Annotated in this window: 17 protein-coding genes; 5 read left to right on the top strand and 12 right to left on the bottom strand. The window is 59.2% G+C overall.

All coding sequences use genetic code 11. From position 1 onward, the window contains the following. Positions 1 to 68 precede the first annotated feature (68 nt). Positions 69 to 926, bottom strand: coding sequence for a fumarylacetoacetate hydrolase family protein (locus BR41_RS02210; protein WP_035052129.1), 858 nt, complete (start codon positions 924 to 926; stop codon positions 69 to 71). A gap of 231 nt (positions 927 to 1157) precedes the next feature. On the opposite strand from BR41_RS02210, the gene BR41_RS02205 reads away from it, so the two are divergent. After that, the gene (locus BR41_RS02205; RefSeq protein ID WP_035052126.1) at positions 1158 to 2117 is read left to right on the top strand and encodes a LysR family transcriptional regulator; all 960 of its coding nucleotides are present in this window, start codon (positions 1158 to 1160) and stop codon (positions 2115 to 2117) included. Here BR41_RS02205 and BR41_RS02200 read toward each other — a convergent pair. The 10 genes from BR41_RS02200 to BR41_RS02155 all read right to left on the bottom strand — a co-directional run bounded on the left by BR41_RS02200 (position 2114) and on the right by BR41_RS02155 (position 12373). Then, positions 2114 to 3028: a DMT family transporter gene (locus BR41_RS02200; RefSeq protein WP_051709823.1), complete on the bottom strand. Its 915-nt coding sequence runs from the start codon at positions 3026 to 3028 to the stop codon at positions 2114 to 2116. The two genes, BR41_RS02205 and BR41_RS02200, sit on opposite strands and share 4 nt — an antisense overlap. A gap of 254 nt (positions 3029 to 3282) precedes the next feature. Next, positions 3283 to 4014, bottom strand: a complete 732-nt coding sequence (locus BR41_RS02195) for an ABC transporter ATP-binding protein (protein WP_245615783.1) — start codon at positions 4012 to 4014, stop codon at positions 3283 to 3285. Then, positions 4011 to 4853: an ABC transporter ATP-binding protein gene (locus BR41_RS02190; RefSeq protein ID WP_245615782.1), complete on the bottom strand. Its 843-nt coding sequence runs from the start codon at positions 4851 to 4853 to the stop codon at positions 4011 to 4013. The genes BR41_RS02195 and BR41_RS02190 overlap by 4 nt, the downstream gene beginning before the upstream one ends. Further along, positions 4850 to 6178 (bottom strand): high-affinity branched-chain amino acid ABC transporter permease LivM, encoded by a 1329-nt coding sequence (livM, locus tag BR41_RS02185; protein WP_084186775.1) that lies wholly within the window; start codon positions 6176 to 6178, stop codon positions 4850 to 4852. The genes BR41_RS02190 and livM overlap by 4 nt, the downstream gene beginning before the upstream one ends. After that, positions 6178 to 7092 (bottom strand): ABC transporter permease subunit, encoded by a 915-nt coding sequence (locus BR41_RS02180; protein WP_035052121.1) that lies wholly within the window; start codon positions 7090 to 7092, stop codon positions 6178 to 6180. Before BR41_RS02180 ends, livM begins: the two co-directional genes overlap by 1 nt. A 115-nt stretch (positions 7093 to 7207) precedes the next feature. Further along, positions 7208 to 8320 (bottom strand): branched-chain amino acid ABC transporter substrate-binding protein, encoded by a 1113-nt coding sequence (locus tag BR41_RS02175; RefSeq protein ID WP_211251630.1) that lies wholly within the window; start codon positions 8318 to 8320, stop codon positions 7208 to 7210. A gap of 308 nt (positions 8321 to 8628) precedes the next feature. Beyond that, positions 8629 to 9114, bottom strand: a complete 486-nt coding sequence (locus tag BR41_RS02170; RefSeq protein ID WP_035052119.1) for an Lrp/AsnC ligand binding domain-containing protein — start codon at positions 9112 to 9114, stop codon at positions 8629 to 8631. Between the two features lie 220 nt (positions 9115 to 9334). After that, a complete protein-coding gene (locus BR41_RS02165) occupies positions 9335 to 10282 on the bottom strand; it encodes a DMT family transporter (RefSeq protein WP_035052117.1) in 948 nt (315 codons plus the stop codon). A 190-nt stretch (positions 10283 to 10472) separates the two neighbouring features. After that, complete coding sequence (locus tag BR41_RS02160; RefSeq protein ID WP_035052115.1) at positions 10473 to 11225, bottom strand: substrate-binding periplasmic protein; 753 nt, start codon at positions 11223 to 11225, stop codon at positions 10473 to 10475. Positions 11226 to 11254: 29 nt separating this feature from the next. After that, the gene (locus tag BR41_RS02155; RefSeq protein WP_035052113.1) at positions 11255 to 12373 is read right to left on the bottom strand and encodes a porin; all 1119 of its coding nucleotides are present in this window, start codon (positions 12371 to 12373) and stop codon (positions 11255 to 11257) included. A 174-nt stretch (positions 12374 to 12547) separates the two neighbouring features. Here BR41_RS02155 and BR41_RS02150 point away from each other — a divergent pair, with 174 nt between their 5' ends. The 4 genes from BR41_RS02150 to BR41_RS02135 are packed head-to-tail and all read left to right on the top strand — an operon-like array spanning position 12548 to position 16474. Continuing rightward, on the top strand, positions 12548 to 13486 hold the full coding sequence (locus BR41_RS02150) for a chromate resistance protein ChrB domain-containing protein (RefSeq protein ID WP_035052110.1): 939 nt from the start codon (positions 12548 to 12550) through the stop codon (positions 13484 to 13486). Continuing rightward, entirely contained in the window at positions 13483 to 14841 is a 1359-nt protein-coding gene (chrA, locus tag BR41_RS02145; protein WP_051709821.1) for a chromate efflux transporter, read from the top strand. Before BR41_RS02150 ends, chrA begins: the two co-directional genes overlap by 4 nt. An 8-nt stretch (positions 14842 to 14849) precedes the next feature. Beyond that, positions 14850 to 15296, top strand: coding sequence for a chromate resistance protein ChrB domain-containing protein (locus tag BR41_RS02140; protein WP_035052108.1), 447 nt, complete (start codon positions 14850 to 14852; stop codon positions 15294 to 15296). Then, a complete protein-coding gene (locus tag BR41_RS02135; RefSeq protein WP_035052106.1) occupies positions 15296 to 16474 on the top strand; it encodes an MFS transporter in 1179 nt (392 codons plus the stop codon). The genes BR41_RS02140 and BR41_RS02135 overlap by 1 nt, the downstream gene beginning before the upstream one ends. Before the next feature lie 24 nt (positions 16475 to 16498). Here BR41_RS02135 and BR41_RS02130 read toward each other — a convergent pair whose 3' ends face one another. Beyond that, complete coding sequence (locus BR41_RS02130) at positions 16499 to 18832, bottom strand: serine/threonine protein kinase (protein ID WP_035052104.1); 2334 nt, start codon at positions 18830 to 18832, stop codon at positions 16499 to 16501. Positions 18833 to 18841: the final 9 nt, after the last annotated feature.

The following is an 18841-nucleotide window of genomic DNA, read 5'->3' as shown; positions in this document are numbered from 1 at the left end:
CCTCGCCTCCGGCAGATGCCGGAAGCGCTGTTGTGGTTTCAATGGTTTGAGTTGTTTGAACGACGGTGTTATTGCAGTGGGAGCTTGCTGGGCACCGTGGTTTGTTGTTGTTCACCAAGACCGGCGATGGAGAGCCGCATCGTCTGCCCGGACTTGAGGTACAGCGGCGGGTTTTGCCCCAAGCCGACCCCTGGTGGCGTGCCGGTGGCGATGATGTCGCCCGGTTGCAAGGTCATGAACTGGCTGATGTAGGAGATCAGCATCGCCACATCGAAAATCATCGTGCGGGTGCTGCCGTTCTGGAAACGGTGGCCGTCCACTTCCAACCACATATCGAGATTCTGCGGATCGCCAACTTCATCCGCCGTGACCAGCCATGGGCCGATCGGTGCAAACGTATCGTGCCCCTTGCCCTTGTCCCACTGGCCGCCGCGCTCCAGCTGGAAAGCACGCTCGGAGACATCGTTCACCACGCAGTAGCCAGCCACATGTTCGCGAGCCCGCTCCTTGCTGACGTACTTGGCGGTCTTACCGATCACCACGCCGAGTTCGACTTCCCAATCGGTCTTTTCACCGCCAATGGGGATTTCCACTTCGTCATACGGGCCGCAGATCGAGCTGGTCGGCTTCATGAACAGGATCGGCTCGGTCGGAATCGCCATGTTCGATTCCTTGGCATGGTCGCTGTAGTTCAGTCCCACGCAGATGATCTTACCGACGTGCCCCACACATGGGCCGATGCGGCTGCCGGCAGGCGCGGTCGGTAGCGTTTCCGGCTTGATGTCGCGCAGGCGGGCCAAGCTGCCCGGCAACAGTGCGCCACCCGCTACATCGTCGATCACTGAAGACAAATCGCGGATCACGCCATTCGCGTCGAGCAAACCCGGTTTTTCGTGGCCGGCAGGGCCAAAGCGCAGCAGTTTCATTCCAGTCTCCATGCAGGTTTCCCTATTGCAGCGCACCAACTCGCGCCACCATCAAGAAACGTAGTTCCGTTTTGGTGCCTACATTCTTGCCGCGAGCATGGATACCTGACCAATCAGAGATTTTGCACAATCGATAACCTGAAGGTATCGATAAGGGCTTCCCCAGATCGCAAACAGGGGTAAATCCAGCCGACAATCACCCCAAGCCGTCTAAAACACCGGGAGTGCCGCATGCTGAAGCCGTACCTGTACCAATCCCTGCTACATCGCTTGCGCTACAAGCACTTGTTTCTGCTGGTGTCGCTGGCGGAGCACGGCAATCTGCATCAGGCGGCGGATACACTCTCCATGTCGCAACCCGCCGCAACGCGCATGCTGCAAGAGATCGAGCAGCATCTTGATTGCATCTTGTTCGAACGGTTGACGCGCGGAATGCGCGCCACGGCCATCGGTGAGGAAATCATCCGCTTCGCTCGCACTACACTAGGCGGGCTGGAGCGCTGCACCGACAACCTAACGCAGTGGCAGCGCGGCGGCTTCGGTCAATTGGTGGTCGGCACCATCATGGGGGCTGCGCCAGACTGGATTGCGCAGTCGGTGGCGGAACTCAAAGTGAACAAGCCGCTGCTGAAAATCCGTATCAAGGGTGAGACCAGTGACCAGCTGATCGAGCTTTTGGGACAAGGCAAGATCGACTTCGCGATTGGGCGTTTTTCCGAGCTGGATCAACACAACTGGCTGGATTTCGAAGCGCTGGGCAACGAGGTGTTGTTGCTGGTGGTGCGCAGCGGCCATGCGCTGGCCGGGAAAGAGGCGGTCAACCTGCCAGAACTGGTTGAATGGCCTTGGGTGCTGCAACCGCTGACCAGTCCGGCCCGTCAACTACTAGAACATGAATTCGAGCAAGCGCAAGTCGGTACGCCGCAGAACACGGTGGAGTGTGATTCGATTTTCGCGACGCTCCAGCTGGTGCAGCGCAGCGATGCCATTACGGTGCTGCCCGAGGCGGTATTACGCGATCACTTGCGTGCAGGCTTGCTGACGACGCTGCCATTGCCCATTGGCAAAACCTTGTCGCCGTTTGGCGTGCTGACGCGCAAGGGGGAAAACGTGAGCGGCGTAGCGACGGAGTTTCTCGATATCTTGCGGCGGATCAGTCGCAACGCCGCAACGCCAGACGAAATTCGTTAGCCCGCTTCGAACGGCGTAGGTTCGACAGCGACGTCTTTATGTTCCTGCCCACTGGCAAGCCAGATGGCCCCCAGCACGCAGACCAGCGCAATGGCATGTGCCAGCGCCGGTTTTTCCTGCAGGAACAGAATCGCGTAGCCCACGGCTGCGACCGGCAATGCGGCGGTGAAGACGCCAGCCTTCTGCGCCGGCACATGGCGGATGCCCTTCATCCACAGCCAGAACGACAACACGCTGGCGGCGAGGCCATACCAGAACACCAGACCCCAAGTCGGCGCATCGACGCTGGCAAAGTCGAAATGCAGCCACGCATTGATACCCAGCGGCAGCATCAGCCCCAAGCCGATCAGGTGCGTATAAGCGCAGATATCGATAGCGGGCAGGCTTTGCGTCAATTTGCGGGACAGGATCACGTAGATCGATTCACACAACACCGCGCCGGCCACCAAGGCATTGCCGAGCAAGGAGCCCGTCGAGCCCCCGCCATCCGCTCGGGTCACGTTGATGATGACCATGCCTAGCACTGCCAGCAGTACTGCGATGATGGAGCGCGGCCCGAGTTTTTCCCGCAGCAGCAACCAGGACAACACGATCACTACCGCCGGAATGGTGCTGGTGATCACGCCAGCCGCCAGCGCACTGGTATGCGATACGCCGTACAGCATCAGCAACGTGAACAAAAAAGTGCCGAACAGCGCCTGCAGAAACAGCCCCAACCACTGTTTGCGCGTGACCAGCCGCATCCGCGCCAGCCGATAGCGCGGCAACAAGATACCCACGCCGATCACGAAGCGCAGCAAGGCGAACAGCGTGACCGGGACAACCATGACGATGGTTTTACCGATGCCGACGTTGGCACCGACCAGCGCCATCGAGGCGATCAGGTAGAGCGTGTAGCGGTTGAAGGTCATTGGTCAGTTCATAGTTAAAAACATGAATCCTGAACCACAGAGGGCACAGAGAACACAGAGGTTTCACAGAGAAAATCAAAACCGTTTGCGAAGAAAACCTGTAGGAGCGAGCTTGCTCGCGATAGCGCCATTTCAGGCATCGCTATCGCGAGCAAGCTCGCTCCTACACAACCTCGCATTTGTCTTTCTCTGTGAACCTCTGTGTTCTCTGTGCCCTCTGTGGTTCAAGGTTTGGGTTTAAATCATGGATCTACTCAGCCATGCGCCTCAGCACTGCTCTCCAGATACGCCGCCCGCACTTCCGGGCTGGCCAGCAATTGCTCGCCGGTACCAGTGAGCACGATCTCGCCATGCTGGAGCACGTAGCCACGATGCGCCACGCGCAGTGCATGGTGAGCGTTCTGCTCGACCAGCAAGATGGTCATACCGTGCGCTTCGTTCAGCTCGCGGATGATCTTGAACACCTGCTTGATGTACAGCGGCGCCAAGCCAAGCGATGGCTCATCCAGCAGCAGCAATTGCGGTCGCCCCATCAGTGCACGGCCGATGGCGAGCATTTGCTGCTCGCCGCCAGACAGCGTGCCGGCGCGTTGTTCGCGGCGTTGTTCCAGGATCGGGAACATGGCGAACATGCGCTGCAGATCGGCATCGAAATGTGCCGGATCGGCAAAGGTGCTGCCCATCTGCAGATTTTCCAGCACCGTCATGCGGGCGAAGATGCGCCGGCCTTCCGGCACCAGCGCAATGCCTTGCCGCGAGATGCGGTGCGTTGGTACGCGGGTGATGTCCTGGCCCTGAAAATGAATCTTCCCGGCAGAAGCAGTCGGCTTGCCGAACAGCGTCATCATCAGCGTGGATTTGCCGGCGCCGTTGGCGCCGATCAGCGTCACGATCTCGCCTTTCTGCACATTCAAATCCACGCCGCGCAAAGCGTGGATGGCCCCGTAATGCGCGTGCACGCCGGAATATTCGAGCATGGTGGTCATGCGGCCTCCTTTTCGTCCGCTTCGTCTTCGCCCAGATAGGCTTTGATGACGTTCGGATCATTCTGGATTTGCTCAGGCGTGCCTTCGGCGATCTTGTTGCCGAAATTGAGCACGCAGATGTGGTCGGATACGCGCATGACCACGTTCATGTCGTGCTCGATCAGCAGGATGCCCTTGTGGTGCTCACGCGAGAGATAGAGCAGCAGCTCGTTCAGCTCTGCCGATTCACGCGGGTTGAGGCCGGCAGCGGGTTCATCCAGACACAGCAGTAGCGGGTCTACGCACAGTGCGCGGGCGATCTCGATGCGGCGTTGCGTGCCGTAGGAGAGATTGCCGGCGGCAAGATCAGCGATGTCCAGCAACTTGAGCCGAGTGAGCCACATCTCCGCTTTGGTCAGCGCGGCCTCGCGGGCTTGCTTGTAGCCAGCGCGGCCAAACAGCCCCGCCAGCGAGAAGCGCGAGGCATGCTGCAAGGCGTTGTGCTGCGCCACGATCAGGTTTTCCAGCACCGTCATGTTCGGGAACAGGCGGATGTTCTGGAAAGTGCGCACCACGCCAGCCTTTCGCGCCACGTGGTAGGACGGCATCTGCTCCAGCGCCAGTGGGCCGTGCTCCGGGTGGTGCATGCGCACGCTGCCGGTGGTTGGCTTGTAGAAGCCGGTCAGGCAGTTGAAGAAGGTGGTCTTCCCTGCCCCGTTCGGGCCGATGATCGAAGTGATCTTGCCGCCCGGCACGTTCAGCGACAGGTTGTTGATCGCGGTCAGACCGCCGAAGCGCATGGTGAGGCTATCGACTTCGAGTAGCGTTTGGCCTGCGGTATTCATGGTGGGGGCGCTCATGCTTGGGCTCCCTGGTTGGCCGGAACAGGCGATGGGGCACGCCCGAGTTTCACCGTCGGTTCGCGATGCGCGATCAGACCGCCCGGCCGCCAGACCATGATCAGAATCATCGCCGCGCCGAACAGCAGCATGCGGTATTCGGAGAAATCACGGCCCAGCTCCGGCAGCAGCACCAGCAGTACCGAGGCAAATACCACGCCCAACTGGCTGCCCATGCCGCCCAGCACCACGATGGCGAGGATGGTGGCCGATTCGGAGAACACGAAGCTTTCCGGCGAAATGAAGCCTTGGCGGGCAGCGAAGAACACGCCGGCAAACCCGCCCAACATCGCGCCGATGGCAAACGCCGACAGCTTGATATTGGTCACGTTCATGCCGAGCGCTTTACAGGCCACTTCGTCTTCACGCACGGCTTCCCATGCGATGCCGACCGGCAGCTTGCGCAGGCGAGAGACGAATAGATTGGTCAGCAGCGCCAGCGCCAGAATCACGTAGTACAGAAAGATCACGCGATGATCGGCGGAGTAGTCCAGGTGAAAGAACGAGGAGAACGTCGTCTCGTCAGTCGACGGACTGAACGGCAGGCCGAAAAAGGTTGGGCGCGGGATCGAGGTAACGCCGTTCGGGCCGCCGGAGAAATCGGTCCAGTTCACCAGAATCAACCGGATGATTTCACCAAAGCCCAGCGTCACGATGGCGAGGTAGTCGCCACGCAAACGCAGGGTCGGCCAGCCCAGCAGAATGCCGAACGACGCAGTCAGCGCGCCAGCAACCGGCAGCGTTTCCCAGAAGCCCCAGCCGAAGTGGGTGGACAGCAAGCCGTAGGTATAAGCGCCGACGGCGTAGAACGCCACGTAGCCCAAGTCCAGCAGACCCGCCAGGCCAACCACCACGTTCAGACCCCAGCCGAGCATCACGTAGATCAGCACGGTGGTGGCGGTATCGACCACGTAACGGTTGCCGGAGAACGCAATTGGCAGCACCACGGCAAAGCCAAGCAGCGCACGCCCTAACCACGTGAGCCAAGGACGCCGCGCCGCGACTTCCGGGCGTTTGCGCTCGCGTTTGGCTTTGTTCAACTTGACGTGATCGAGCGCGAATTGCATGACGAAGCGGCCGACGAACATGGCGACGACGAAGGCGAGCAGCCACGGCCAGCGGGTCATGACGGCGAGCACGCCGCCTTGGTCCACGGTATGCAGGCCGATCATGGGAATGCCGAGCAGCAGCGAGACCAGTGCCACGCCAACGGCGTCCTTGGCACGGGCCAGCATGGCGGGCATTTGATGGGTCGGCGTGAATTGGATAGGTGCAGGGGTCGTCATCAGACTTTCTCCACTTCCGGGCGACCCAGCAAGCCGCTGGGACGGAACATGAGAACGAGGATGAGGATGCCGAAGGTGCCCAAATCCGAATAAGCGGGTGACAGGTACGCGCCCCAGAACGATTCGATCAGCCCGATGATCAGGCCGCCGAGCACAGCGCCGGGCAACGAGCCCACCCCGCCAAGCACCGCCGCCGTGAAGGCCTTGATACCGGCGACGAAGCCGATGGAGAAATCGACCACGCCGTAGTAGACCGTGACCATCACCCCGGCGACGGCCGCCAGCGCGGCGCCCAGCACGAAGGTGAGCGAAATCGTCCGGTCGACGTTGATGCCGAGCAGCGAGGTCATGGTGCGATCCTGCTCACAGGCGCGCTGTTGGCGGCCGAATGAGGTACGGGTGATCAGGTAGCTGAATACGCACAGCAGTAGCACGGTCGTGATGACGATCAGGATTTGCGTATAGGCCAGATGCACGGTGAAGCCATTCTGCGTGAACAGCTCGAACCCGCCCGGCAGCAGTGCGGCAATCGGTTTGACTCGCGCGCCTTGGGTGAGCTGCACCATGTTCTGCAGGAAGATCGACATGCCGATGGCGGAAATCAGCGGTGCCAGTCGCGTTGAGCCTCGCAGCGGCCGATAGGCAACGCGCTCGACAGCCCAGCCGTAGACGGCGGTAAAGAAGATGGCCACGGCCAAGGTGATCAGCAAAGACAGCGGAATGGCCGCGATGCCCAGCGAGCCAAGCAGCGTCAGCACGGTAACGGCGATGATGGCGCTCACCATATAGATGTCGCCGTGTGCGAAATTGATCATACCGATGATGCCGTACACCATCGTGTAGCCCAGCGCGATGAGGCCATAGACGGCGCCCAGCGTCAGGCCGTTGATCAGTTGTTGGATGAGTTGACCCATCTCGATCTCCGATGAATTGCGGGTGCAGTCGCCTGCCCCGCTTGTAATGCCCCCTTCGCACTTGCGGACGAAGGGGGATCAAGCGTTATGTGGTCTTATACAGACCAGCCAGCGCTTACTTCACCATCTCGTACTTGTTGCCCTTCCACTGATACACAACGAAGCCCGGCGCCTTCAGATCGCCCTTGGCATCGAAGGACCACTTGCCGGCGACGGTATTGAACGTGCCGTTGGCGAGGGCTTTTTGCAGGTCGGCGTATTTCACGCTCTTGGCTTGCGTAGCGGCTTGGGCAAACAGCTGCATCGCACCGTAGGCATACAGCACGTAGCCATCCGGCTCGACCTTGGCTTCACGGAAGCGCTTCACCACGTCAGCCGCTTCCGGATTCACGCGGGCATCCGGCGCGAAGGTGAACATCACGCTGTCGGCATTGCCACCAGCAGCCGTCACCAGCTCGTTATTGCTCATGGTGTCGCCGCCCATCACGGTCAGCTTCAGGCCGACTTGCTGTGCCTGGCGCAGAATCAGCGCGACTTCGGTGTGATAGCCGCCGTAGGCCAGCACTTCAACGCCAGCCGCCTTCAGCTTGGAGACGATGCCGGAGTAGTCCTTTTGGCCCGCAGTCACGGATTCACGCAGCACTGCCTTCACGCCCTTGCTTTGCAGGCCCTTGTCCATTTCATCGGCCAGGCCCTTGCCATAGGCGCTCTTGTCGTCGACGACGGCAATCTTCTTGGTGCCGAAGCGTTGCGCCAGGAACGTGCCGGCGATACCACCTTGCTGATCGTCACGACCCAGAATGCGGAAGATGTTCTTCAAGCCGCGTTCCGTCACTTTCGGATTGGTGGAGACGGTGGCCATCGGGATTTGTGCTTCGTTGTAGATTTCAGACGCCGGGATGGTCGAGCTGGAACACCAGTGACCATGCATGAACACGATCTTCTTGTTGACCATGGCGTTGGCAACGGACACGGCTTGCTTCGGATCACAAGCATCGTCGCCGATTTCCAGTTTCAGCTTCTGGCCCAATACGCCGCCCTTGGCGTTGATATCGGCCACGGCCATTTCAGCGCCTTTGCGAATCTGCTCGCCGGCAGATGCGTATTCGCCGGTCATCGGGCCAGCAATTGCAACGGAATAATCCGCATGGGCTTGCGCGGCAAACAGGGCCGCCAGACCCAAGGCCGGAACGACCAGTTTCGCATTCAGCTTCATGTTCGACTTCATGGTGCCAATCTCCAGGGTGAATTGCGGTGGGGTACACCGCTGATAACGCTCGCTACGGGTGTGAGAGCGCCTGCCGGTTTTGCCGGGCAACGGAAAGCGCAATTCGCGCACCCATCACCAGACGCCGTTTTGCGTGTGGGGCAACCTCGGTCGGGCCGCTCCATGTCTATTCGTGTTCTTCGTATTCGTGATTTAAAAGTCGCTGGGAAAACCCAGCGTAGCGGTGCTGGCAAGGCGTGCGAAACGCAGGCAGTACAAGACGTACGACAAGTGAGCACAACGCCGCCAGCAGGGTTTTGTCAGCGGCTTTATTCGAGCTTTGCGCCAAGGTGGCCCAGCGAGAGCGCGGACGATTCCTTGACCTCTTCCATGACGGTATAGCTATGCGTGACGCGGATGCCGGGAATGCCGCTGAGCACTTTGCCGAGAAAGACACGGTAGGAAGCCATGTCCGGCACGCGAATCTTGAGGAGGTAATCAAAGCCGCCGGCGACCATGAAGCACTCCTGGATTTCCGGGATATCGAGCACGGCCACACGGAAGGCTTCGAAGGCGGCTTCGGAGGTGCGCTCCATCGCCACTTCAATAAAGACCGTCAAACCCAGCCCCAACTGTTCGGCGGACAGGCGCGCGGAGTAGCCGGCAATGACGCCCGCTTCTTCCAGCGAACGTACGCGCTCCAGACAGGGGGTGGTACTCAAACCGACTTGTTTCGCCAGTGCCACGTTGGTCATGCGGCCTTCTTGCTGCAAGGCCTCAAGAATCGCGATGTCGATCTGATCCAGTTTTGCCATGTTCCCGTCCCAAGCTCCGCCTTGACTGCCGCCGCAGCCCTGTGGTGGGCAACGATGGAATACCTTGCGAATATCCAGAATTGCCAATCTCGCAAAGCACTATTTGTTGTATCTATATTTCAAAATTACCGCAGCACAAAATTCTTAGATGTAGGTACTTTCCAGAATATGTAGCTGCTTTTTGATGGGCGTATGAGGGGAAGTGAGAAGGAAATGCGCTTCACGCTGCGTGTTCCAGCGTCCGGGCATGGACGGCATGAATCCAGGAGGAAGCCGCCACGCCGCCCAGTAACAACACGATGGATGCAAGTTCCAGCGGGCGTGGCAGGCGGCCGTCGTACATGAAGCCGAACAGCAGTGCAAAGACCGTCTCGAAGACGATCATCTGCCCACCCAGCGTGAGCGGTAGCCGACGAGTGGCGGCATTCCACAGACCGGTGCCCAGCACGGATGGGCCAATCGCCAACACCACCATCACCGCAGCAAACAGAGGCCAGCTGCGTACACCGGCATGGGGCAGCGGCGCTTGCCAGAACAGCGTGGCAGTCAATCCCAGCGCCATCACGCCGGTGGCAACTCCGGTGAGCAAGGACCATTCGTGGCTGCTCAGATCGGTCCGTCGAGCGAGGTGCCGCGCATTGCCCACTGCATAAGCGCTCCAGGCCACCAATGCCCCCACGGCGGCGAGCAGGCCGATGGCTTTATCTGCAGGCGCTTGCGCATGCCCTGCCGGTAACACCGCAGAAAACACGTCATAGCTGGTACAGACCATGCCGGCAACGATGGCGGTCAGTGGCAACAGCAAGGGCTTGAGATCGATGGCGTTGTGCTCGGCCGAGCCGATCAAGGTCACCAGCACCGGCAACATGCCGATCACCAGCGATGTCGGCGCTACACCCACCCGCTGCACCGCCATTGACAACAGCAGGTAATAAACGAGGTTGCCGGTGATGCTGAGCCACACCAGTGTCCACCAATCATGTCGTTGCAAGCGCGGTAGCAAGCTGGCAAATGCCGGGATCAACAGCAAGAAGGAAATCAGGCCGTAAGCGACATAGCGACCCGTCATCAGCTCCATCGGGCTGAAATTGGCCAGTATCTGCGGCACCAGAAAGACGCCGCCCCATACCGCCCCCGCCATCGCGCCAAAAGCAACTCCACGCAGCATTTTGTTCTCCACGCCTCATCAGGCGTGGAACATACTCCTGCGACAAGGGGCCAACCGTTAGGGTTATACCTATTCAGCCCCTGCATGCTCGGCTGCGTTGGTCTTTTAAGGGTAGGCGTTGCGATTGATGCTCAGGCCGCCCGTCATGCAGATGAGGTGAAGCTAAACGACCAAAATCAGCAAACAGGACTTACTGAGCTTCATCTGAATATTTGCTGATTATCTTGGTTAATGTGCCATTTTCTTTGATCTTGCGTAACGCCTGCGTGATCGCCGATATGACATCTGGCGGCAATTTATTCGATAAGAGCAAATAGTGTGAGCTTTCTTCCAGTGCATTCGGCAATATTCTTAATTTCTCTGCCAGCCCGGAATTCTTGACTTCGAGTGACAAGCCCGGCTCGTGATACAAAAAGATCCGGCCGTGCCCGGCGGCAATTTTTCGCAGGTTTCTTGCGGGGCCATAACCGCCCGAATCAACATTGTGAATACCCATGGCATTGAGGCGGCCCACCAGGCGAGCACCTAGATTGACCAGAATCAAATCAGTAGCGGGGAGTGCTTTCAGACCCTCCAGCGTGCTGATTTGCAATGTGTCGTTGCTGGCAACGACGGCCATCAACTTGTTCGAGTAAAGCGGAATATCTGGAATAAACAGCTCCGCTTTGTCCTCGGGCCGCCCCCCTAGCCCACAAGCCAGATCCAATTGCCCTTGCCGCACATAATCAATCAGTCTCTTTTGTGGCAGCAACTCCGGCAGCAGCGAGAAGTTCAATGACTTATCCTGCTTTTCCAGAGCTTTAAGAATATCCGGGCATATGCCGCTGGATTTGGAAATCCATTTAGGTTGAGCATTTTCTTCCATTGCTGTACGCATGACGATACTGCCAGAGGCAAGCACTGTAATTGGGTACAACAGCAACAAAAAAAGCAGAAACCGCATGAATGCATGATCCCTATTGCGCATCGAAATTAAAAATCAGCCCGTAAACCAGTCGTAAAAATCCAGAAGCTTTGCCCGGCTTTCACATTCACACCCGATGATTGGTTAAATGAAGCATGCGCGCCATTCTCCAGCTTCACGATGGATACAACCAGCCGCGTTTTGGGTGCAACGACATAATAGCCGGCCAGATTGTATTGGCTTGCCCCGGTGCCAGGGCCTGCACCTGCTGATACATCCCCCTGTACGTCCAGCATCCGGATATAGGATGCATAAATGGCCCAGCGATCCTTCTTGTAGACCAACGCTGCCGCCATATCGTCCTGATCGGCTTGCGCACCAGCATAATGTGTGGCTGTTCGTTCATAGTAGATACTGGACGACCAATTCAAGCATGAATAATTCATGCCAAAATCAAATGCAGACAACTTGTCGCCCGGATTGTTTGCACTGCCATCATCTTTTAATGTCAATTTTGAGCTTAATCTTGATGACGTATCGTTCAGAGTTTTCCAGCCACCGCCAATCCGGAACCGCTCGCCTTGATAATACGCCGTTGCCGCCAATGAGAGCGGATTGTAATTGCCACCCTGTTTGCCGATATGGCCTATCGATAGATTTAGCCCCAAGCCATATAGCAATGTAGAACGAAAACCGATGATTGAATTATCGAGCTGCCCCAGACGCCGGATCAGCTCCCCATTGCCAAATGGATCGGTGGATGCATTGAATGTATCGTCAAAAGCGGGGGTTAACGTGCCAGTGGAAGTCTTGTATGCGTCGTCATCCTGCCCCGCTTTCAGGCTACCAAACGGGGATTGCAGGCCGACATAGGTATTACGACTCCCCCATAAGTCATTGCCTGCCGATTTATTCGGATCGCCAATATGAAGCCGGTTTTCCACTCGCCAGATAGCGGCCCAGCCGTCGCCCAGCGGATCTGATCCTTGCGCGCCGATACGGCTTGTCTGATCTGCGACACGGAATTGCGTTGAAACCGGACTCCCTGCCCCATGGATGTGTACGTACTCCACGCCGGATCTCAGGCTGCCATACAGCTGCGCCTCGGCATTGGCAGGCGTTGACAACAAGAACAACGCGAGTAGCACCGGCAAGATGGGATCAGCGTCGCCACAAACTGTTTTCATATGAAATCCGAAACCACACGCGGCCCTTCTAACTCCATTCAGAGCGGCAGAACCTCAACCACTATAGACCGCTTTGCCCGCCCGATTTCAGCCAGCCAAGGCCCGGTCTTGAGCCGAACCGGTTGCTAAAAATTTTGTAGCAAATAGAACAGTAATTGTAGACTTTGCTTCATCATGAAATGGCTCACGCTCATCCTCACCCTCCCCACCGCCAACGCGACCGCCCGCATGCGGATCTGGCGGGCATTGAAGGCTAGCGGCGCAGCCGTGTTGCGCGACGGCGTTTATCTATTGCCCGAGCGCGATGATTGCCACAGCGCACTCGCAGAGATCGCGGAAGACATCGAAGCCAATGGGGGCACGGCGTACTTGCTGCAGGCCGACGGTGCGATTGCAGCCACATTTCCATCGCTATTCGATCGCACCGAGGACTATGCGGCGTTGCTGACAGCAATCAGCGAAACACACGCGGCGCTAAACATTGATAACGCACTCGATACGCTCAAACAGTTCCGCAAATTGGGCAAAACCTTTGCGGCTATTGGCGCGACTGACTTCTTTCCGGGCGAGGCACAACGACAGGTCGACGTGGCGCTGCGGGCGTTGGAAGTAGCTGCAAATGCCATCTTGTCGCCAGACGAACCGCATGCTGCCACTGGCGCGGTTGCTCGCCTGAATCTGGTCGACTACCAAGGCCGCATCTGGGCGACCCGTGCCCGGCCTTGGGTGGATCGGCTGGCCAGTGCCTGGTTGATCCGCCGCTTTATCGACCCGGCCGCCCGCTTCCTGTGGCTGGCATCCCAGGCAGATTGCCCGGCCGATGCGCTCGGGTTTGATTTTGATGGCGCAGCGTTCAGCCACATCGGGGCGAAAGTGACTTTCGAGACGCTGCTGGCGAGCTTTGCGCTCGACCAGCCTGCCCTGCAACGGCTGGGCGCGCTCGTGCATTACCTCGATGTTGGCGGCATACCGCCCGCCGAAGCCGGCGGCGTGGAGCGCGTGCTGGCCGGGCTACGCAATACGATCAGCAATGATGACCAACTGCTTGCCGCTGCCGGTCACATCTTCGACGGCCTGCTGGCCGCCTTTCAGCCGGAAATCCAGACGACATGAACCAAGCTGACGCTCCTCAAGCTGAACTGATCCCAGACAAACCCGCCCCCATCGGCTTCTGGGAGGCATTCCGCTTCTGGTTGAAACTCGGCTTTATCAGCTTTGGCGGGCCGGCCGGGCAGATTGCGATCATGCATCAGGAGCTGGTCGAAAAGCGGCGCTGGATTTCCGAGCGGCGTTTCCTGCACGCGCTGAACTACTGCATGGTGTTGCCCGGGCCAGAGGCGCAGCAGCTCGCAACTTATATCGGCTGGCTGATGCATCGCACCAGGGGCGGCATCGTCGCTGGCGCGCTGTTCGTGCTGCCCTCGCTGCTGATCCTGATTGCGCTGTCGTGGGTGTATATCGCTTTTGGCGATGTGCCCTTGGTGACGGGGCTGTTCTATGGCATCAAGCCGGCAGTGACCGCCATTGTGTTGCAGGCGGCGCATCGTATCGGCTCGCGGGCGATCAGGAACAAGCTGCAGTGGGGCATCGCGGTGGCCTCTTTCGTGGCGATCTTCGCGCTGGATGTGCCCTTTCCGGCCATCGTCGCGGCGGCAGCGCTCGTCGGCTATGTCGGCGGGCGGATCGCGCCGGATCAATTCAAGAGCGGCGGCGGTCACTGCAAGGCGGACAAATCGTTTGGTCCGGCGCTGATCGATGACGACACGCCAACACCAGCCCACGCGCTGTTCACCTGGCCGCGGCTGTTGCGCGTACTGACGGTGGGTGGTTTGCTCTGGCTGATCCCGATGGCGCTGTTGGTGGCTGGCTATGGCTGGCACCACACCCTGACCCAGCTGGGCTGGTTTTTCACCAAGGCGGCATTGCTGACCTTCGGCGGTGCCTACGCAGTATTGCCCTATGTGTATCAAGGTGCGGTCGAGCATTACGGCTGGCTCACCGCCACGCAAATGATCGATGGCCTGGCCTTGGGCGAAACCACGCCGGGGCCATTGATCATGGTGGTGGCTTTTGTCGGCTTCGTGGGTGGGTATGTGAAGGCCCTGTTCGGATCGGGGAGTTTGTTTCTTGCGGGCGCAGCAGCAGCCACGGTGGTGACGTGGTTCACCTTTCTCCCCTCCTTCCTGTTCATCCTCGCGGGCGGGCCTTTGGTGGAAACCACGCATAATGATTTGAAGTTCACCGCGCCACTGAGCGCCATCACGGCGGCGGTGGTCGGGGTGATCCTGAATCTGGCGCTGTTCTTCGGCTATCACGTGCTATGGCCCAAGGGCTTTGCCGGGATATTCGATTGGCGTTCGGCGTTGATAGCGCTTGCAGCTGCTGTGGCATTATTCCGATACAAGCGTAATGTGATTCATGTCATCGCGGCCTGCGCCGTGATCGGGCTGGTTCTGAACACCTTGTGAGGTATGGGATGAAGTGGATTACCCGTGAACGCCCGAAGATCGACCGGATTGCCTGTCCGTGGCTGATCACCCGCTTCATCGACCCTGAACCGGAGTTCCTCTACGTACCGGACGACGTGGTGCTCGGCGTGGCCGCAGCGAGCGGCGCGATTCCCTATGATGTGCCGGGCGTCGAGCTGTCGCATGATCACGAGCGTTGCAGCTTCGATACCTTCCTCAACAAGTACCAGCTGGCCGATCCGGCACTGCATACTCTGGCCGCCATCGTGCGCGGCGCGGATACCAATCGGCTCGATCTGACACCGCAAAGCGCGGGCCTGCTGGCGATCTCGCTGGGCTTGTCGCATACCTTCAGCAACGACCACGACATGCTCAAGCACGGCATGGTGGTGTATGACGCGCTCTATGCCTGGTGCTGCTTCGCGCGGAATGAGCGCGTTGACTGGAAAGGTTGATGTCCGGATCAAACGCTGACCACGCCATTCCCCGTACTGTCTGGGCGTTGGGCTTCGTCAGCCTGTTCATGGATTTGTCTTCCGAGCTGGTGCATAGCCTGCTGCCGTTGTTTCTGGTCGGCACGCTTGGGGCCAGCGCGCTCACGGTTGGCTTGATCGAAGGCGTTGCCGAGGCAACGGCGCTGATCATGAAGGTGTTCTCGGGCGCGATCAGCGATTTTATCGGCCGCCGCAAGGGATTGATTCTGTTGGGCTATGGCTTGGCGGCACTGACCAAGCCACTGTTCCCGCTCGCCGCCTCGGCAGAAATGGTGTTCACCGCCCGTTTTCTGGATCGCATCGGCAAAGGCATACGCGGTGCGCCACGCGATGCGTTGGTGGCAGAGGTCGCGCCGCCGGCAATTCGGGGGGCGTGCTTCGGTCTGCGGCAATCGATGGATACAGTAGGCGCGGTGCTCGGCCCGGCAGTGGCGATCGGGCTGATGATCCTGTTTCACGACAATATCCCGCGTGTACTGTGGTTCGCTGTGATTCCCGCCTTGCTGGCGGTCGGGCTGATCGTGGTCGGCGTGGGTGAGCCCGTACGTGAGGTCGCCCGTCATGGTTTCCGCTCCCCTATTCATTTGCGGGCCTTGCAGCGTTTCTCGGGTGCGTACTGGTGGGTGGTCGCGGTTGGCGCAATCTTCACGCTTGCCCGCTTCAGCGAAGCCTTTCTGGTGTTGCGAGCGCAGCAAGCCGGCTTTGCGATCGCCTGGGTGCCGTTGGTGATGGTGGTGATGTCGCTGTTTTATGCGCTGTCGGCGTATCCGGCCGGCAAATGGTCGGATGGCATCAGCCGATCGGTGCTGCTGGCGACCGGGCTTGTCTTGCTGATACTGGCCGATCTGGTGCTGGCGCGGGCCGGCTCGGAGGCTGAAGTCCTGCTTGGCGTGGCGTTGTGGGGGCTGCACATGGGCTGCAGTCAGGGCATCCTTGCCGCGATGGTCGCCGATACCACGCCCGGCGAACTCAAAGGCACGGCCTTTGGCGTATTCAATCTGATCAGCGGGGTCTCGATGCTGCTGGCCAGCGGTATCGCCGGCTGGCTGTGGCAAGTGCATGGCGCTGCAATGACGTTCTACTCTGGCGCGGTGTTTGCAACGGCGGCGCTTGGTTTGATGTTGGTCGGGCGTCGCTAGATCGAGCCCGACCAGAAAACAGCGCTACCCGCCTGCCTGCTTGGTCCTGATGGCCAATAGCGCCTGATTGCGCAGCGTTTTCAGCAGGTTGAGTTCTTCGTTGCTGATCTTCAGGCTGCCGGCGGCGGAGCGATCCCCATACAGCATGCCGATCACGCGTTTATCCAGCACCAAGGGCAACACGATGAACGTGTGCGCGGGGATCAGCTGGCGATACCAATCCGGCACGCGATCCTTGATCGCGCCGCCATCGATGTCTTCGATCAGGATATCGGCGTTGCGCTGCAGGGCGACCTGAAAGACATCGTGGACCTTGCCGGTTTCGACCTTGAAATGCGGCACGATGTCGTTGATGTCAGTGCCAAAACCGAAGCGCGCAAGCAAGGCGTTGTGTTTGGGGTCGCGTGTACACAACAGCACGCGCTCGAAGCCCATGCCGCGATACATCGTTTCCAGAATCATCCGCAGCAAGTCATTGAGCTTGAACGAGGTGACGAGGGTGTTGGTGATGTCCTGCACGCCGGCAGCCAGTACAGCGGTAGATGCCTGCGCGGTCATGCTGGTCACTTCGGTTTCAAGCCTGACATCGTCGAAGGTATCGAACTCGGCAACCTGGTCTGGCGCGGCGGCCTCGCCCTTCTGGATCTTGCGCAAGCGGCTGATCAGCTCGCTGCCGCGATAATCCACGCCTAGCGTATTGAGGTGGCTCAGGAACAGCTCGGTGGTGTCTTTCAGCATGGTGCCGAAATCACGCTCGCTCATGCCGGAGGCGCTGCCGTAGCGCTTTTCCAGCGCCATGGTGCTTTTGGTCACTTCTTTCTGCGACTGATCGAGCAAGGGCAGCATCTCGCTGCTCAGATTGGCATACATGCGCAGCCGGTCGAGCTGGTTTTGCGGCGGCTTGACCGTGCCTTCCGGCAGTGCGCGCATGCTGTTCACGATCCGGTCGGGGAAGCCCCAGTTCTGCGTTACGCCAATGCCCAGCTCGCCGTAATCCAGCCCGAGCACCGCAACGGCGGCCTGGTGCTCGGTCGCCCCCGCTTGCACTCGTTTTTCGATTTGCTGCTGTTCCTCGTGGAAGTAATAAATCGTCAGCAGTTTGCCCAGATGGTTGAACATGCCGCAGATCAGCGTTTCTTCCATGCCGCTCGCACCGCTCTTGCGGCCCAGTTCACGCGCCAGGATGCCACCAAAGAATGCCTTGAGGGTGGCATCACGCAGCGACGCCGCCTGCGGCCGGTTGTGCATGTGCTCGAACAGCAGCAAGGTGATCGCCAGATTGCGGATCGTATCGAAGCCGAGGATGACAATGGCGCGGGAAATCGTGCTGATCGTGCCGCCAAACTGGCTATAGGTGGCCGAATTGACGATGCGCAGCAGCTTGTTGGTGAGCGAAAAATCCTTCAGCACCACATCCGACAGCACTTGCAGCCGCTCGGAATCGCTCTCGTTGATCTGATTGATGGCGCTGATCGCCTGCGAAAGTGCCGGAAAATCCTCGGTATGCCGCATGCGCCGCAACAAAAAGTCGATGGTGCTTTGCTTGGCACCGGTCGATTCTTCCTTGCCAGCCTGGGTGCCCAGCCACTCTTTCAGCGAGGCGGCCATTGCGCCGGCATCGGTATAACGCTCCTTCGGGTCTTTGAAGAGCGCCACCATGATCAGGTGATCCAGTTTTTCGTCGATGCCTTCCTTGAGCTTGGAGGGCGGCACGAACGGCTCGTTCGCCACCCGATGCAATACCGCATGGATCGTTTCGCCCGCTGCGGCCGATTGGCCGGTCAGCAATTGATACAAGGTCATGCCCACGGCGAACACATCGGCTTGCGCATCGATCGGCATGTTGCGGAGCATTTCCGGCGCCATGTAACCCGCGGTGCCGGCAAATTGGCTGGCAGCCTCACTGCCGCGCACGGCGGCAATGCCGAAATCCATGATGCGCGGCCGGTCTTGCGTATCGACCATGATGTTTTGCGGCTTGATATCGCGATGCAGCACGCCTTGGGTGTGGGCATACGCCAACCCGTCGAGCACGCCGAGGATGAGTTCAACCGCCTTGACCGGCGGGACTGCGCCTTCGCGCTTGATGCGCGCCGACAGCGTTTCACCTTCCACGAACTCGAATACCAGCCACGGCTGGCTATCGCCCTGAAAGGCGTCATACAACGTGACGATGTTCGGATGCTGCAGTCGGCTGGACATGCGCACCTCATCGCTGCCCAAGGCCGTGCTGCCCGGCTTGAGCGCCTTGAGCGCGACCGGGCGATCCAGTTGGAGATCGTGCCCCAGATAAACCGTGCCTTGCGCGCCCTGACCAAGCGTTTTGCGAACTTCGAAACGATTTTGCAATGTAGCCACGTAACTCCT

Source organism: Andreprevotia chitinilytica DSM 18519 (assembly GCF_000711875.1).
GTDB lineage: Bacteria > Pseudomonadota > Gammaproteobacteria > Burkholderiales > Chitinibacteraceae > Andreprevotia > Andreprevotia chitinilytica.
The sequence above is the reverse complement of the archived record's forward strand: the minus strand, read 5'-3'. Positions and strand labels throughout refer to the sequence as shown.

Coding starts and splice junctions, on each gene's coding strand:
- BR41_RS02210 (WP_035052129.1), bottom strand. CDS start 926: ATGAAACTGCTGCGCTTTGGCCCTGCCGGCCACGAAAAACCGGGTTTG.
- BR41_RS02205 (WP_035052126.1), top strand. CDS start 1,158: ATGCTGAAGCCGTACCTGTACCAATCCCTGCTACATCGCTTGCGCTAC.
- BR41_RS02200 (WP_051709823.1), bottom strand. CDS start 3,028: ATGACCTTCAACCGCTACACGCTCTACCTGATCGCCTCGATGGCGCTG.
- BR41_RS02195 (WP_245615783.1), bottom strand. CDS start 4,014: ATGACCACCATGCTCGAATATTCCGGCGTGCACGCGCATTACGGGGCC.
- BR41_RS02190 (WP_245615782.1), bottom strand. CDS start 4,853: ATGAGCGCCCCCACCATGAATACCGCAGGCCAAACGCTACTCGAAGTC.
- livM (WP_084186775.1), bottom strand. CDS start 6,178: ATGACGACCCCTGCACCTATCCAATTCACGCCGACCCATCAAATGCCC.
- BR41_RS02180 (WP_035052121.1), bottom strand. CDS start 7,092: ATGGGTCAACTCATCCAACAACTGATCAACGGCCTGACGCTGGGCGCC.
- BR41_RS02175 (WP_211251630.1), bottom strand. CDS start 8,320: ATGAAGTCGAACATGAAGCTGAATGCGAAACTGGTCGTTCCGGCCTTG.
- BR41_RS02170 (WP_035052119.1), bottom strand. CDS start 9,114: ATGGCAAAACTGGATCAGATCGACATCGCGATTCTTGAGGCCTTGCAG.
- BR41_RS02165 (WP_035052117.1), bottom strand. CDS start 10,282: ATGCTGCGTGGAGTTGCTTTTGGCGCGATGGCGGGGGCGGTATGGGGC.
- BR41_RS02160 (WP_035052115.1), bottom strand. CDS start 11,225: ATGCGGTTTCTGCTTTTTTTGTTGCTGTTGTACCCAATTACAGTGCTT.
- BR41_RS02155 (WP_035052113.1), bottom strand. CDS start 12,373: ATGAAAACAGTTTGTGGCGACGCTGATCCCATCTTGCCGGTGCTACTC.
- BR41_RS02150 (WP_035052110.1), top strand. CDS start 12,548: ATGAAATGGCTCACGCTCATCCTCACCCTCCCCACCGCCAACGCGACC.
- chrA (WP_051709821.1), top strand. CDS start 13,483: ATGAACCAAGCTGACGCTCCTCAAGCTGAACTGATCCCAGACAAACCC.
- BR41_RS02140 (WP_035052108.1), top strand. CDS start 14,850: ATGAAGTGGATTACCCGTGAACGCCCGAAGATCGACCGGATTGCCTGT.
- BR41_RS02135 (WP_035052106.1), top strand. CDS start 15,296: ATGTCCGGATCAAACGCTGACCACGCCATTCCCCGTACTGTCTGGGCG.